Source organism: Chitinophaga sp. CF118 (assembly GCF_900112615.1).
GTDB lineage: Bacteria > Bacteroidota > Bacteroidia > Chitinophagales > Chitinophagaceae > Chitinophaga.
Window position 1 is genome coordinate 48530 of record NZ_FOMK01000004.1, and the last position, 16351, is coordinate 64880.

General features: G+C 38.4%; 12 protein-coding genes. 4 read left to right on the plus strand and 8 right to left on the minus strand.

The window, feature by feature from the left end:
• Positions 1–105 precede the first annotated feature (105 nt).
• Positions 106–891, plus strand: a complete 786-nt coding sequence (locus tag BM176_RS16545) for a hypothetical protein (RefSeq protein ID WP_090105039.1) — start codon at positions 106–108, stop codon at positions 889–891.
• Positions 892–919: 28 nt separating this feature from the next.
• Complete coding sequence (locus BM176_RS16550; protein ID WP_143097832.1) at positions 920–1612, plus strand: hypothetical protein; 693 nt, start codon at positions 920–922, stop codon at positions 1610–1612.
• A gap of 437 nt (positions 1613–2049) precedes the next feature.
• Here the strand turns inward: BM176_RS16550 and BM176_RS16555 are convergent, their stop codons facing one another.
• The 7 genes from BM176_RS16555 to BM176_RS32950 all read right to left on the minus strand — a co-directional run bounded on the left by BM176_RS16555 (position 2050) and on the right by BM176_RS32950 (position 12630).
• Positions 2050–2490: an Imm44 family immunity protein gene (locus tag BM176_RS16555; protein ID WP_090105043.1), complete on the minus strand. Its 441-nt coding sequence runs from the start codon at positions 2488–2490 to the stop codon at positions 2050–2052.
• 16 nt (positions 2491–2506) lie between these two features.
• Complete coding sequence (locus BM176_RS16560; RefSeq protein ID WP_090105045.1) at positions 2507–2965, minus strand: hypothetical protein; 459 nt, start codon at positions 2963–2965, stop codon at positions 2507–2509.
• A 339-nt stretch (positions 2966–3304) separates the two neighbouring features.
• A complete protein-coding gene (locus BM176_RS16565; RefSeq protein WP_090105047.1) occupies positions 3305–3745 on the minus strand; it encodes a hypothetical protein in 441 nt (146 codons plus the stop codon).
• Positions 3746–3759: 14 nt separating this feature from the next.
• Positions 3760–8253, minus strand: coding sequence for a DUF6443 domain-containing protein (locus BM176_RS16570; protein WP_090105049.1), 4494 nt, complete (start codon positions 8251–8253; stop codon positions 3760–3762).
• 12 nt (positions 8254–8265) lie between these two features.
• Complete coding sequence (locus tag BM176_RS16575) at positions 8266–11493, minus strand: RHS repeat domain-containing protein (RefSeq protein WP_090105051.1); 3228 nt, start codon at positions 11491–11493, stop codon at positions 8266–8268.
• Between the two features lie 25 nt (positions 11494–11518).
• Positions 11519–12382 (minus strand): hypothetical protein, encoded by an 864-nt coding sequence (locus BM176_RS16580; RefSeq protein WP_143097833.1) that lies wholly within the window; start codon positions 12380–12382, stop codon positions 11519–11521.
• 116 nt (positions 12383–12498) lie between these two features.
• Complete coding sequence (locus BM176_RS32950; RefSeq protein WP_255373527.1) at positions 12499–12630, minus strand: hypothetical protein; 132 nt, start codon at positions 12628–12630, stop codon at positions 12499–12501.
• A gap of 424 nt (positions 12631–13054) precedes the next feature.
• Between BM176_RS32950 and BM176_RS16585 the strand changes: the two genes are divergently transcribed.
• The gene (locus BM176_RS16585) at positions 13055–14197 is read left to right on the plus strand and encodes a papain-like cysteine protease family protein (protein WP_090105055.1); all 1143 of its coding nucleotides are present in this window, start codon (positions 13055–13057) and stop codon (positions 14195–14197) included.
• Between the two features lie 77 nt (positions 14198–14274).
• Here the strand turns inward: BM176_RS16585 and BM176_RS16590 are convergent, their stop codons facing one another.
• Positions 14275–15093: a hypothetical protein gene (locus BM176_RS16590; RefSeq protein ID WP_090105057.1), complete on the minus strand. Its 819-nt coding sequence runs from the start codon at positions 15091–15093 to the stop codon at positions 14275–14277.
• Positions 15094–15498: 405 nt separating this feature from the next.
• On the opposite strand from BM176_RS16590, the gene BM176_RS16595 reads away from it, so the two are divergent.
• The gene (locus BM176_RS16595) at positions 15499–16344 is read left to right on the plus strand and encodes a caspase family protein (RefSeq protein ID WP_090105059.1); all 846 of its coding nucleotides are present in this window, start codon (positions 15499–15501) and stop codon (positions 16342–16344) included.
• Positions 16345–16351 lie beyond the last annotated feature (7 nt).

The following is a 16351-nucleotide window of genomic DNA, read 5'->3' on the forward strand; positions in this document are numbered from 1 at the left end:
ATATAGATAAGGCTTATATAAGATTAGTATTTGTTTTTATTAAGAGTTTTATTTAAATTAGACTAAAGACTCAGATCTTATTCACCAGTATTAAAACTACTCAAGATGGCTATTCTCAAAGGAGGTTTAGACTTTACCGGACCAGTTGGTAATATGTCTTCTTACAAAAGAAGGGATATGGAGGGAACGATTGTACGTATGAAAGGTGGCGCTTCGAAAAAGAAGATTAAAACTTCTCCTGCGTTTGTACGTACCAGGGAAAATAATTCAGACTTCACAAGTTATACAAAGGCTGGGGCAAAAGTCCGGTGGGCGCTTACTTATGTAAGACATCTGGCTGATTATAATTTTACATATACGCTCAATCAGCTGTGTTCTATCATTCAGAAAGAAGATAAGACAAGCATCAGAGGTCAACGGGCAATTCTTCTTTCCCAGCATCGTGATATGCTGGAGGGCTTTAGCTTAAACAGAAAGAATACTTTTGATAATGTGATCAGGCATCCGCTGAAATGTTCTGTAGACAGGGCAACAGGAAGTGCTGTTGTTCAGGTGCCTAAGCTGCTACCGGGAATAAACATTTTTCTGCCCTGGAAAGCTCCGCTATTCCGGTTTGTGATTTCATTAGAGGCTATCGGAGACACAGAATACGATTATCCTAACTTGAGTTTTAAAGACTCTGATTCTACACTCCCTGTATATTCTGCCTGGCATCCATCCAGTGAAGCTTGTGAAGGAGAAAGTTTTGAGATAAAGTTGAATAAAGGGAAACCGGAAGATTTAATGACGATGATAGTATCTGTGGGGATTGAAATGGGAATGCCGCTTAGCAATACAGTAGTCAATGTAGTAAAATATGCAGGTTGTGCCAAGATCCTGGCTGTAGGGTAATTTCCTTCTTAGTTAAACCTCTATACCGATGCGACTTCCGTTAATCTGCTTACTAAGCCTCTTGTCATTCACCAGCTGTATTACAAGCAGTGTAGTACAAACCGCTAAGTATGACCGCCAACCGCAGAAAGTCCGTGAGATCAAAGATGCATCCATTGATTCCAGCGGTTGCCTCCTGATTAACTTTACTGCCAGATTATCCTGGAACCAACAGAAAGCACCATTGCATATACGTATCCCGGCAGACAGTTTGTTGCATATGTATGTAACCAACTCCCAATTGACTTATTATCCTGCTGACAACCAAAAATATGCGGGTATAACAAAACTACATCGCGTGCTCAGCAACCCTGCTGATAAGTTAGGATATGGCGTGATTGCAGAGCTGACAGATAAAGCAGTACAAAGAGGATTTGCTTCACCCACATACAAAGATTCTATCAATGGAAAATTACAACTGCCAGTATCTCTATACGATTATCACTTCTCCGATGAAAATGGCAATTCGTACAAACATTCCCGATTGGTACTATTGTATATACCGAAGCAGCAACTGTATCAAACTAATATGAAAACAGATTATCTCGTGATAGCACTGCCACCTTCCAGGAAGAGAACATATTGGCGTTACGGCTTAACACCATTTTCCGCTACTGCAGATGCAATAACTTTACCATTTCAGGGGCTTGTCGCACTGGTGGCATATTATATGCGGTCTTAGAGATGTTTTAAAAAATTCCCGCTGTTGATGTAATTTAATTCTTGTTGTATATCCATTTCTTCAATAAATCTAGTATTTACAGACCTCTATACTGTTTAAAAGAATTTTAAAAATGGAGTATTTCGATACTGTGTAATATCAATTTTACTTAGTACCTTAATAAGACAAATTTATCCCTAGATTTACCCCAAAATATACACCTATGTTTGAAATACCCAGAGCTAAAAAAATAAGGTCGCGATCAGCTGTAAACCCAATTCAACTTAAAGATTCAAAGCCTTTCTTTAGCGGACGTTCAGCCAATGGAATTCGTAAATCAGCGGCAACTCAGTTGCAATCTTCACAGCTAAAACTAACTGAGTGCTTCCTAAACCGTTAACAGTAGCATGAATTTCCCTTTAATTAAAGAACATTGAATTCAAAGAAAGCCAGCTGATTTAAATCCATCCCTTTAATTTAAAGAACTGCTCAAAATCATTTTCAAACCTATCCAGATCAAAATCTTTAATCTTTTTTATGGTAGTAATGACATCCAAAGACTTTAACATATCAGAAACAATGATAGGTCTTATATCATCACTATTATTATAAATATCATAGTCCAATCTTAATTCGTATTGCAAAGACCTATCATCTGATCTCCTTTGCATTCCATCAAAAATATATTCTTTACCTTCAAAAATATATTTCGGCTTACTTAATTTGAATATACTGGCAACATTAGGGCTCATACAAAATAAACCAATATATAATACCTGAAGATCATCACCATAATGCTTTTCATTGAAAAAGTCATTTAGTTCGTATGTTATATCAGAAACAACCCTAAATTTCTGAGAAATATTATCCGACAATTCCTTTGTTAAGTGAACTTGCATAATCTAATTTATTTCCTCAAATAAAGTCCTCGGTTTTATACCAGCCATATGATTCAAAAAACAACTTAAAATCATTTCTAAACGTATTCAGATCAAAATCTTTTATTTTTTTTACGGTACTAATTACATCTAAAGACTTAAGTATGTCCCGAGCAAGAATTAATCTTATATCATTACTTTTGCTATAAGTATCATAATCTAATCTCAATTCATATTCCAAAGTCCTATCTTCAGACTTTGCTTGCATCCCATCAAAGATATACTCTTTACCTTCGAATATATACTTTGGTTTACTTGGTTTGAAAAGGCTTGCATAATCAGGATTCATACAAAATAGACCGATGTACAAGACTTGAAGATCAGCACCATAATGTTTTTCTTTAAGAAAAGTGCCTAACGCGAGACTCATTTCATAAACATCTGTCAGTTTTTGAGGAATTTTATCTGATGATTTTTCTGTTATGTATACAAGCATATTTTATCTGATATTTTCTTTTTGGTGGTAGAACGATTAGTATTTAATTGGGGCATAAATTCCAAGCACTACTCAGATTTATGCCAAAACAGTTGTCTCTACGGTCAGTTCGGATATGAAGGGGGTTGAGATATAGATTTAAATTATCTTTGTCGCAGTTCGCATTTTCTAAAGCATGAAGTAATCCTTTGTATAAGTCAACAGCAAGGAGCTCTTCCCTGCTGTTGATTTATACAATCTATATTTATATTTCCATAATTGATTGATTCCTAAACCGTTAACAGTAGCATGAATTCCCCTTTAATTAAAGAACATTGAATTCAAAGAAAGCCAGCTGATTTAAATCCATCCTTTTAATTTAAAGAACCGTTCAAAATCATTTTTAAACCTATCCAGATCAAAATCCTTAATCTTTTTTATGGTGTTAATGATATCCAAGGATTTTAACATATCTGAAACAATGATCGGCTTTATATCATCACTGTTGTTATAAAGATCATAGTCTAATCTTAATTCGTATGAAAAACTTCTATCTTCTGATTTCACTTCCATTCCATCATAAACATATTCTTTGCCTTGAAAAGTATATTTGGGCTTTCTTAATTTGAAAAAGCTAGCATGTTTAGGGCTCATGCAAAATATACAAATGATCAATGCCTGAAGATCATCACCATATTCTTTTTCATTGAAAAAAGCATTTAGTTCATTGCTTATTGCAAAAACATCTTTAAATTTCTCTGGGATACTATCCGATAATTCTTCTGTAGTATGAACTTGCATAATCTATTCAATTTTTATCTAAACATTTTGTTTGCTGGAGGTAAAATTCCATGTTGATAATAATAACCATACAATAAAAACTTTTCCATTGCTTTAATTTGTAATTGAGTACCTGTTCCTAAAATTTGCATATAAACTCCTTCTCTTCTCAAAACTGCCTCATCATATCTATTAGCAGGATCAGTGGTTTCTCCATATTTCCAAATGTCACCGGCTTTTAAAGGAACCTTACCTACTGGAAATGGCAAACCGGAAATATACACATTATAATCGCCATCATATCTGGCTTTTAAGGCATAAACAGCCCCGCGTTGTGTTAAGGTTTTAGATAAAAGATTAGTTAACTCATCATACATTTTTTTTGCAATGACAGGATCAACTTTGACTGCAGATACAGAATTGGTGCCAGACAAGTATTCCCGAATTTCCTCAATCAGCAGTCCTACTCTTCCTCCATTCGGAATGTACTCTACTTTAGAATAAAAGTCATTCCATGCTGCCTTCCAGTCACCAGTACCTGGAAAATGAAAAAGCCCGGTTGATGCACCTGCACCAAATAATGCAGCTCCTTCTCCAATTAATGGAAATAGCGCAGGGGCAAACGCTGTCTTGGGTTTCCCTTTTCCTTTATCTTTTCCTTTATCATTATTATTACTGCCATTTCCAACATTCTGAAGCTGATTATATGCTTCTACTGCATCTGCACCTGTAAATGTAACTCCTCCTTCAAAAACCTGAACATCCATTCCATCTGGATCCAGGAGACTAATTGGGTTGTTTAATGCATAATTATATGGAGAATAACTATAGTTTTTCGATGACATTGGATCTGGTACATACCATCTTCCTGTCTGTGGATCTTCCATTCTTGCCCCATAGTCGTACCATTCAAGTCCACTGCCATCTGCAAATTCCTTACTCTGTAATTCTTTACCATTATACTTAAATCTATTCTCCGGAAAATTCAGTCCCTTTAATGCATTTGAACTAATTCCCACCATCGTCAACCCGAAAGGATAATAATGAGTCTCCTCTAATACCGGTCCACTATTATGTATCACCACCAGATTATCAAAGAGCACATCATCACCACTCTCATTATTCGTATAAATATACAGAAATCCTGTCTTTTTGATAACCATCTTGCCTACAGCCAATGGCTGTAAAACATTGGCATTTCCCTGCACCTGTCGAACACCACTATTATCATCTACCAGGGCAAACTGATCATCGAACAGGACAAAGTTAAGATATGCTTTTGGCTTGTCAGCCAAATTCTGGTAAGGATCTTTTTGCTTTAGTCCATCATATATTCCAGAGGTAAGGCCGGAATTCAGAACAGAACCAGGACCACCTGCATCATGGATACCATCTGCAATTGCAGCACCGCTAAACGCGTTTAGGATAGCGGTTACCATATTGGGAGAAGTTGTACTGGAAGTATTTGCAGCAGTACTCCTGTAAACAGCAGTGGTATTAATCTGGATAGTATCACCTGCCATTACTCTTAATACCAGACCTGGGCCTATCTTTTGCCCATTAACTGCATTCAGCTTTGCTACAAACGTATTCGGGTTCGTGGTATTATCGGCGGGATAACCAGCTATTGTTGATATGGCTGTGCGGGTATTATCAATATTACTGAATAATGCATTCTCAACAATACTTGCACCTGTTTCCATTGTAGCTGCATACAAAGCCGTATCACTTTTTGTTGCCAGTACCATCCTCGTATTACCCAGGTGATCTTTTATGAAATAATCGAATGCAAAATTAACAGGCTGCCCGGTTTTATATATGGGTCTGATACGACCTTCTTCGTATAGTAAAAATTGCAAAGTATCCTGTTCGTATACGAAACCGCTTATGTAATCCGTAGTGGTTATTTTTGCCGGAGTGACTGTATTATCTGTCACCGTTTTTCGAAGCTTTATTCCTGTAGCATCATATTGATAATTTATCACTCCTTTGCCATTAACAGTGATACTTTGTGGTAAACTAAGGTGGTTGTATATGATTGCATCAATATTCTTGTTTTTATCCTTAGTCAAATTACCATTCACATCATACCAGTAATCCTGTGTTTCGTCGTTATTGATCTCTTTAAAATCACCTAACTCACTTTGTGCGTTATTCACCTTATCAGTAACAAAGATCAATTTGTTGCTTGTAGTGGCATAGCCGTACTTCAAGCTATCTATCGTCTGAGGTACTACCCCATTTAATCCCACCTGCTTCATTGACTGGATGTTACCATTTAAGTCATACAGCAGATTACTTACGCTAAAGTCAACTTTGTCCTTAGTCCATGCAGAAGCACCCACATTTTGCTGTGTAAAATAAGCCGCTGTGAGCCTGTTAGTCTTATCATAGTCATATCCATAGGCACGGGCAATACCATCCGAAGCACTTTTCCACTTGATTCCGGATATATTACCATTGTATTCACTGCTATCGAACCCCCAATCATAATTCAATTCCTGGCCAAACCAGTTAGCTGTACTACCAGAAGTGTTTACAAAAGTCTTATTGATTGATTTTAACCAACCACGGATATTATATTCATAGTTCAAACTTTCCAGTTGAGTAGCAGAGCCGGTAGCATTCAGGCGCTTTACTTTCAGCTGACCTAGTTCATCGTAAGTGTTTATTGCTATGTTTTTTTGCAGGTTAATATTATCATCTATTCTTTTTTTAACAGAATCCAGTCTTCCACCTGCATCATAGTGCAGCATTGTCAACACTGTGGTTTGAGGAGTAATAATACTGCGCAAATTACGAAGCCGCTGATAACTGCTTAGTAGGTTGCCATTAAAATCATACAGGTTTGTAATAATGTTTTCTCCGCCACTTGCATTTTCTATTATCTTTTGTATTTCTCTACCTTTGTTATTATAATAATTGGTAGTTGTGAGCCATTGATCTGAATCCAGCACCCTTACTTTAGTACCTGTAACAAAGCCTTTGGTCATAGCAGATGGTGTAACAGGATTGGTTTCTGCATAGGGATTACTTAATGCTTGTGGTTTATTGGCATCACTACTTGCATAGTCGTACTTTCCTGTATAACTATAATCGTCATAAAAAGTATATGATACTGGAATTAATCCACTTGGAACTGTATTAGGATAAGGATTGGTAGCTATGGTGGTATCTGATCCATTATTTATATTGGGATTAATCTCTGCAATAAAGCTGGCATCAGTGCCTGAGTTGAAATTACCCTGAAATGTTATGCTGTTGGTAGCCTGGTACAGTGTATTGCCAGTATGTACAGTTACTATCAAATCTCCTGTTCCGGGAAAAGTATAAGGGATAGACAAAGTGTTTGACGTAGCTGTGTTCATTGTCGATTGGAGATCTATACGACTGGCAGCAACATTACTCAGCGCTGTCATTGTAAGACGATTGAGTTCATCATAGAATGAGAATAGCCATTGCCCCTTTGCTTTCAGATAACCATTTCTACTAATAGCAACTCTATCACGTACGTCGAATACGAATTCCGTTGAATCGGCACCGGGTTCTTTCTTTACGACTACCCTGTTACGTTCGTCATGGCGGTATATGAAACACAATTCACCTGCTATAGCAGTACTGATAGTCCAGCTGCCCTTGATAGCGTCTACTGCTTTAGGTGGTATAATAAATCTTAACTGACCGAGATCATCATATATATAATATGTACACAACCATCCCATATGAGCCGTTCCGATAGTAGTGGCCAGCTGTACTTTTTTCAGAATAACATGATTCTCCTTGTCTTTATATTCTATTATCTGTGATCCGGCTTCATCAATCATTACGTTTTTGTATAATTCTCCGGGAGCATACACCTGTCCACTGCCACTCACCGGAATCACACTACCCGAATTCATATACCATATGCGAACAGAATCTTCGATTTTATTAACACGGTATTGCTGTTGTGTGGGATGATTCCCACCCGTCTTCGCCCAGCTGTTACCGGGGGCGTAAGATTTAAGCACTCTATTTAAAGGGGATGCTTCATAATCTGTCTGTTCATAGTAAACACTATCAGATCCAATACCGGGAATGAGGGTACTATCCTTATAGAATGCAAGTTGTCCGTTAAAAGGATCGATTTTTAAATTGCCATCGTTGATATTGCCTGTTTTAGGAACATAAGGCAGATACTTGTATTGTTCCCTTCCAAATGCATCATATACAAATGGGGTTACCAAATCTTTACCCGTAGGACTTATTCCTTTGACTACTGTTTGTAAAGAACGGCCCAAGCCATCAAAATACTGTGTGGTCTGCTTTACCTCTGCTACAGTACGGCTGGTTGATGTAACAGCAGTAGTATCTGTTGTGGGCATACTGGGCTCCCAGGTGCGAACATAATTAATAGGAGTATTAGTATATGCTGATGGAGGGGGCACTGGAATTGCTGTCGACCGTAGAGTTCCTCCCGGGGCATTTTGAGCCTGTGAGGTAATAGTAATACCTATTAATAGCAGTGTCGCAATTATATAATTGTACATAATATTTACAGGTTAATAGGTTAATGAATATTGGTAACTGAACTGTTTCAGAATCTTATCATCTGCATCTTTAATCAGTTTTAACCGGCCAAACCTGTCATACTCGTAGAAAATAGTCTTACCGGCTGCATCAGTTTCACTGGTGACACCAACCCCCATCTTGTAAGTATAGGTGTTAACCAAAGCATTCACAGAAGCTAGCCCCATTCGAATTTTATTCAACTCTGTCCTTAATTGCGTATCACTGGCAGGATTACGCAGAATATTCATATTTACATAGCTAGTGGCTGACGTGTAACTACTGCCAGAGATCTTCGCTACAGGATACAGGTTATTATATCCCCAGATATAGACCTCATTTACGTCATTTACTTTACGCTGTTCCCGAATGTTTCCTGTGCTATCATAAGTATTAAAAGCAATGTCCTGTTCATAATTGGTATCCCTCACAAAGTCGTTGCTCTGAATAGTTGTAGGTGTAAAAGCAATTAATGGTGCCGTTCTTTTTAACTTATATGTTGATCCCATCACCACACCCTGAATGTTGGTTTTGTATTGAACCTGTGTAGCAGAAAGGGTCGTAGTTATCCCTGACCGGATTTGCTGCACATATTGTTCTATCATCATGCTGTGAATATTACTATCCTGCATCATCTTTAATACCTGCAAGCCTGCAGATAATGTGCCTGTCGGAATTGTATAATCAGTTGGATATTTATTATAGATCCATAGATCATCTTTTTTAGAAGTGACTTTATGAACACGGGTAGGCTGAATGTGCTGTTTGTTATCGTATGTGTATTCAGTAATATTGATAATAGAGTCCGTACCCAAATATTCCTTCTGTGTAGTACGTTGCTGCATCACTGCATAACTGTTATAAAAATATCTTCTGGCTAAAAACTGTTCCACACCTGCCCCTAAAGAAATTAAACCTTTTTTCAAATAGCCAACTTTCCAGCCCGTTATGTTGCCTTTTAAATAGGTTTCGTATTCGGTAATCGTTTTACTAAGCAGCTTACCTGCATTGTCAAATACCGAGCGGCTTTCTTCCATTCCATTAAGCGGATGGGTATTGGTGAATGGCGAGAACGGATATGAAACAAAGGGGTTAGCATCGCTGGCTACATAATATTTATACCTGGTACTACCATTCTCATTATTATTACGTGAAGCTTCCAGTACCTCCTGATATACGAGGCTACCACCATGTGAAAACGAAATTTCATTATTGGCTGAAGAACTGCGGATTCTGGTTATACAAGGATACTCACCCTGAGGATTGTCAAAACCACAGGCTGAACAGCCCGGTTGTTTCATGGCGGTAAAAGAATATTTGTAGGCCGGTTTATTGAACAACCAACCGGTAGACCGTATGCTGTCATTTCCAAAACGGTAAAAATACGTTTTCACGATATCATTAGCATGATTAATGCCATCATAAATCGTCATTCTGCGGATTCTTAACCCACCAGCTTTAGCTATTTTAGTATAGCTGGTAACATTCTTGTACTGTAACGTAATCTGTGCTTTTTCATATGTTGCTGTAGGCTCGTCATGTGCACATGCCAGTACGATATGGTACTGGCCCGAATCCAGTTCTACATACGATTGGCCATTCGCTACATTCCATTGCTGCCCGGTTGAGACATTCCTGATGAACATACTCACGCTATTTCCACAACATGCCTGCAGCGTTGCAGTACTGTTTACGAACTGATGTTTATTGATATTAAAAGTAATACTGTCGCTGAGATAGTTGGGATATTGAATCTGTGCAGAATAATAGCCTGTCCGGATCTCCTTTGATACGCTGGCTGGCAGGTATAGCGGATCATAAACACTATCAACAATATTGAAACGGCTATAAGTATTGTTTTCATATTCAAAAGAAGAGGAACCGCCAGTCGGATATTCAATTTTTTCCAGAATACCAGTCTTGATATAATCGGTGTCAGGCTCTCTGTCACCGCCATCAACTCCTTCTTCAGCAGGTAGTAAAGTGGTATTGTATATCTTCCCATTAAAATACCCCCAATGATCCTGTGCTTTGGAATCAAGGTCAGGAAAATTATGTGCAGTATTATAAGTCAGCTTATAAGAGGATATCACGTTCCCATATATATCCGCATTGCTAACCTGTTTTAGTTGTAAGCGGCTGCCATTGGTATAATCAAACGTAAATCTTTTCAAAGGAGTTATAGTTCCGTTTAAAAATCCGGAGGACACGATTGAGCTTAACGCATAAAAAGTATCCAGATTACTGTTGGACAGGTCATTTCGGATAAAACCATAATTGAAATCTATCTGGCCACCAGGATAATCAATCCTTTTAATCTTATTTTGAAAGGTAGTACGATAGTTTGCACAGTTACTATGCAAGGGAATTATTACAGGACAGCCCTGCAATGGTTTTGCGGGATCCGGATACAGATTAGTTGCATCCGATTCAGACATAGAATACACAGTAAGGCTGGGATCTGTTACATAAATAAAATTGATTCTGCGTTTACTACGGGGAAGGATAATAGTAGTCAAATACCAGGCATTTGTCGTCTCATCTTCATTAGCCCCACAAGAAATTGTATATGAAGTTTCTGAGTCCTTAAAAATATATTGTGTTCCATTATCCGTTATCGCAACAAAATAATAGAAAGCCCCATTAAAAAGCCATTTAATCCTGAAGTTTTTGTAAGGCATCAGATAGGCTTCATTGTTGGTTCCGATCACAAATTTTCCACTATAGCCACCAAAATTGAAAGAGAATTCATCGGGTTGAGTATCAATTATACCCTGTGCACTATTTCTGAATACTTCATAGGTGCTGTCTACAGCATCAGTAGCAAAGCTGGTCGGTATCTTATTCCCGTCCAGTTGCCCTATGTAACCCGCTTCATCTTTTTTACCTTTTACCACACGTGTGATGGCTCCCCCTGCATTTAACGTCCAGTTAAGGCCAGTATATGTTGCAATTTCGTCAACACGTACCCCTGAGGCATGATAAGATACATCTACGTCCATGCTAAATTCATCACTCACCGTAATATTGGTCAGCGGAATAGATATACTCGGTAACCCATTGCTCAGACTTACAGGTATGTCGCCATATTTACCCAATGCCATGGCATTGGGGGCAGGTGGAATCACGGTAAACTTTGTAGGATTTAAAGATGTTTCTTGCGCATAAAGATTGCTGTTCACTGCAAATAGTAAAGCAAGCAGATAGCTCAATATTTTCATGATGATCTTCTTTATTCTGAAAAATTTATTTCTGTTGTGAATGCAACTGATTAATCTGTTTCTGAAGATCAATTACATGCAAAGTGAGTTCTTCTACTTTTTGCAGCAGCAGTTTGTTCATTTCACCTAAATCGATACCTTTTTCCTGCACTTCCGTTTCCGTTGGGATACCTGGCAAATGTTTATTTGCTTGAATATACTTTTCCAGTTCTTGTAACGGGGGTAGCTGATAATCCGGCTGAAAAACAAAATCGGCCCAGCTGGTTTGTTTTACCTGCATTTTTCTGGCACCGATAGTCCCTTCTACTGCCAGTTTATTAGTACCTGGAGCAGTTGTTCCTATACCCAGGTTTCCATCGGTATTAAATACACTGTTGCCAGGTAGATAAACATCTCCTGAAAACCGGTTTTGATAGGGTAACAGATAAGTTGCGGTTGCATCAACAGATAACGCAGAATCTACTGCTGTCCAACCGGTGTAACTGGCTGGAACGTCACCAACACGGCCCCATCCGAATGCCCTTACATGGATTCGTTGATAGCTGGATTGGCTATCAATAAATATAACAACCATTCCATTTTCGACAGCCAGATAGACAGGAGGTGTGTACGAACCGGAACTGCTTATTTTACCTTTATAAAAGACATTGGTATAAACGTAGTAATTTAGTATCAGGCTGATAGGTTCGTTTGATCCGTGGCTGAAACCTTCTATCATGATGGTTGGCATTTGCGCTCCGTTAATGAATGCCAGATTCGTTTTTATCTTTATTCCGTTGGCAGGCACTCCATTCATTGTATATGTTAACACGTCTGGATAATACTGAGCACTTACATACATAGGGGCGCATAGCAGCGATAAAAAAATCAATACTGATTTAATTTTCATGAGGTAACGTTTTAATTGTGCAGAATTTATTTAGTTGATTATAATGAATGTCCAAATATCACTTTGATATTGTCAGTTTTGGGTAGCTAAAGAGGGGTTAAGAAGTCATACGAATGCTATCCGGTGCTCGCGTCCATATTTGTAGCCAGCTGCTTTTGTAATTGTAAGCGTTCAATTGTGCTATCCTGCGCATTTACATGATTATAATAAATGCTCAATGTGATAATGAGGGGTATAAACAGTTTCATGCGGGAAGGGGGGGTAAAAGATTAAGAACTTCAGGCTTACATACAATATGGAACTATAGTAGAAAAAAGACACTAAACAGGCAAAGATATCAGGAAACAACGGGGAATAGGAAATTGATGCATGACTACAGATGATAGGTGGATAAATAATTGTTTCTTGAAAATAAGAAATGTTTCTTGCAAAAATGTTAACCCAAAGTTATCCGTCAAAAAATGCGTATTTCTACTTATTTGGAATCAATTGTATGTGAAAATATCTTCACCTAATGGTACAATAAAAAATCTTCCAATGGAAAGGTGCAAAACAGGTATTAATACGCTTTTTTAAAAGTTGCAAACTGGATACTTTTGAATCAGATTTTCACTCCACGAATCAGAGAATGTAAAGATTGATTTTATTAATTAACCCCAAACAATAAAGATTATGAACTTTTCAAATCTCAAAGAGCAGGTTATTCTCAAACCTGTTCTTCAGGAATTAAGTATTTTTAACAAGTTGTACCAAAGTGCAATTCTTAACTTTACTATGGAATTGCAGACTCAGTCCAACTGGTGTTGGTCGGCTACTTCCAAAAGCGTTTCGTTCTATTACTCCCGTTTTCTAAATCCCTGGACGCAGTGCAAGATCGCTTCTGCAGAATTGGGAAATACCTGCTGCACTACGCCTGTGCCAGGTGCCTGTAACGTTCCGTGGTATCTGGACCGTGCACTTACCCGCACAAAAAACTTTGTAGAATACAAAGGTCCAATCTCGTGGGAAAGTGTAAAAGAGGAAATCGACAAGGGACTGTTAGTAGGTACGAGGATTGGCTGGGCCGGCGGAGGAGGACATTTCATGGTAATCCATGGTGTTTCGAAAATATTTAACACTAAGTATTTTCATATTGATGATCCGATATACGGGAAAAGTGTCCTCACCGTAAGCCAGTTCAGCAATAACTATCAAGGCAGTGGTTCCTGGACGCATGCTTACATCACCAAAAAACATTTTTATTTTATGTGGCTCAAAGACCTTGTATTCGAACCAGAATTACTGAAACCCATTCCGGAGATCCGTCCATTGCTAAGTTTACAGTACCCTCACCTGCATCTGGATAAAAGTGTTGCTGAACTTGAACTCAGTTTTCCCCACCATGCATATGTAGTTTCTCTTCATGATATCGATAATGATTTCAGAATACCGGAAGCCCCGAGTTCTTTACGCGTTATTGAAATGGATGACAGGAGTCCGGTGGCACTTTACGATCTATCAACCCTGGCAGACGATCCACAATTGTTGCAGGTAAGCACAGATATCGAATATTTAGGTCGCATCGAGAATGGCATGGAAAAGATCAAATCCAGCTTGCAGGACAAAGCCGTAGAAGGCGAACTGCGATTGCTGAAATTCCCTGCACTGAACCTGGAAGCATTATGGCTTCATATGGAAGGCGAAGAACAAGACCGTTATTACCTGATACGTCATTTCGGACAAGAAGATACTGTGATGAATGAACGAAGTTTCCGCGACCTGGTACTGAGACAGAAAGCAGTGTCTGAAAAACAAGATGATCTAATGGGTGCGTGATAATACCAATGGGGTTCCTATCCGATACACTAAAGAAGAGGCTGTACCACTACAGCCTCTTTTAACTATGTATAAAATTATTTACAGGAGTATTCAAATTCAGCATGAGAGAAATTTGTCGTAACAAAATATCCTGTATAATGACTGGGAAGATTGATAACGATCGGAAGTCCATAACTATTATAAGTATCCGCGGGCATTGGATTATTAACACTGTAATCCCTGTCTAAAAACTGCCAGATACCATTTAGACGATGATAATTGATCTTGTTATCAAAGAAGTATTGAGGCATTGAACCAGGCTCCACAGATGGATCCAAAACACTTTCAAGATTACCGGCATTGTTATAGGTATACAGCAAAGTCCTGATTGTTGTATTACTACCTTGGGTATCCGTCGATTTAATAATCCGGTTCTGGCTATCATAGACATAAGTTGAAATATTCATCACACCATTAGGATAGCGAATGGTATTAGGTATAGGTTCATTATCTGATCCTATAGTACCGAAATCAAATGTTGAATCAAGAATGATCCTGTTTTTTGCATCATAATAATACTTGTGCCAGGCTTCATATGATGATGAAGGGTCTGGTTGACCAGGAGCTGAATAGACGCCATAAAAATCGGTCAGCCGTCCCTTGTGATCATACCGGAATACAAAATTAGGCCTGCCAATACCTACATTACTCCGGAGCATACTTACAGGATTACCTTTATTATTATAAATAATATCAAAAGAATGTTCCCCGTTTCTTCCCAGATCACCCATTACCTTGGTGATTTGGCAGGCAGGAGCACAAGGGTGAATATTCTGGCCTTTATGACAACCAGACAACGTGAAACCGGCAATGACCAGCATTGCGAATGCAGAAACAAATAAAAAAGACTTCATGGAGATTTTTTTGGAGTTTGAGTAATACAAAACGATGGTGTAACGGAATACAGGAATTTCCCAGAAATAATATTATGCTACAAAATTGGGGTTCGTTGATGAAGATACTAATTAAAAGCATATTGGACAACGTTTAATCGATAGTTATCTCAAAATACTTTCCACTTGTCTGGCATACGGGAAAAATACGGTATCTTAGGAAAGTTTTTCCCCTTATTATTATTTATCGGCAGTACCAGGTTTGTATTAAGAGAATCAGCAACAATATTACCCCAATCAGAATCTGTATAACCTCAAAAACATCTTGTCATGAATGTAATTTCTATTTTACTCTCCCTGTTAATCTTTCAGCAGTTTTGCTTGGGACAGCAATAAATAATTTCTTCACTTTTAAAATTTCACACAATGGACAGAGCACTTTTAGTTGGGATCAATGAATATCCCGATCCAAGAGCAGTCTTAAATGGCTGCATAAATGATATCACCGACATGGCCACATTCCTTGTTGACAACTGCCAGTTTAAAAAGTCCGATATCCGGTTACTGGTAGATAAACGCGCTACCACAGCTGCCATACTGGAGCGACTAACATGGTTACTCAATGGTATCCGGAAGGGCGACAGAATCGTATTTCATTACAGCGGTCATGGTGCACAAATGGCGACAAGGAATCCTGAAGGAGAAGTAGATGGACTGGATGAAGTTATTTGCCCTGTAGACTTTGACTGGACAGATAAACATGCTATACGGGATAAAGACTTCAGACGAATTTTCTCCGCAATACCCCAAGGTGTAAATTTCGTATGGATATCAGATTCCTGCCATTCGGGAGATCTTTCCAGATTCATGGAATCGCCCGAAATTCAAAAGCAGCATAGAAAATCGAAATCTTATCCCCGTCCGGCAGATATTGCCTGGAGAGTGGAAACCGCAAGGGAAAAACAATTGGAACGTGCCACTATTAAAGGAGTAAGCGAAGATCTGCACCTTGCGCTGATCACCGGATGTAAATCTAATCAAGTATCCTCAGATGCATTCTTTGGTGACAGATATAACGGGGCAATGACTTACTTCCTGCTACAACTATTGGGAACAGAAGACGGACAAGCAATGCCGTTGAAGAATTTAGTATCAACAATTAATAAGTCACTGGCAAAAGCTCAATTTAGCCAGGAGCCACAACTGGAAGGAAGCCCGGTATTGGCAAAACAATCGTTCCTTGAGTTACAGGCAGTACCTGAAAGGAATTAAATATGCG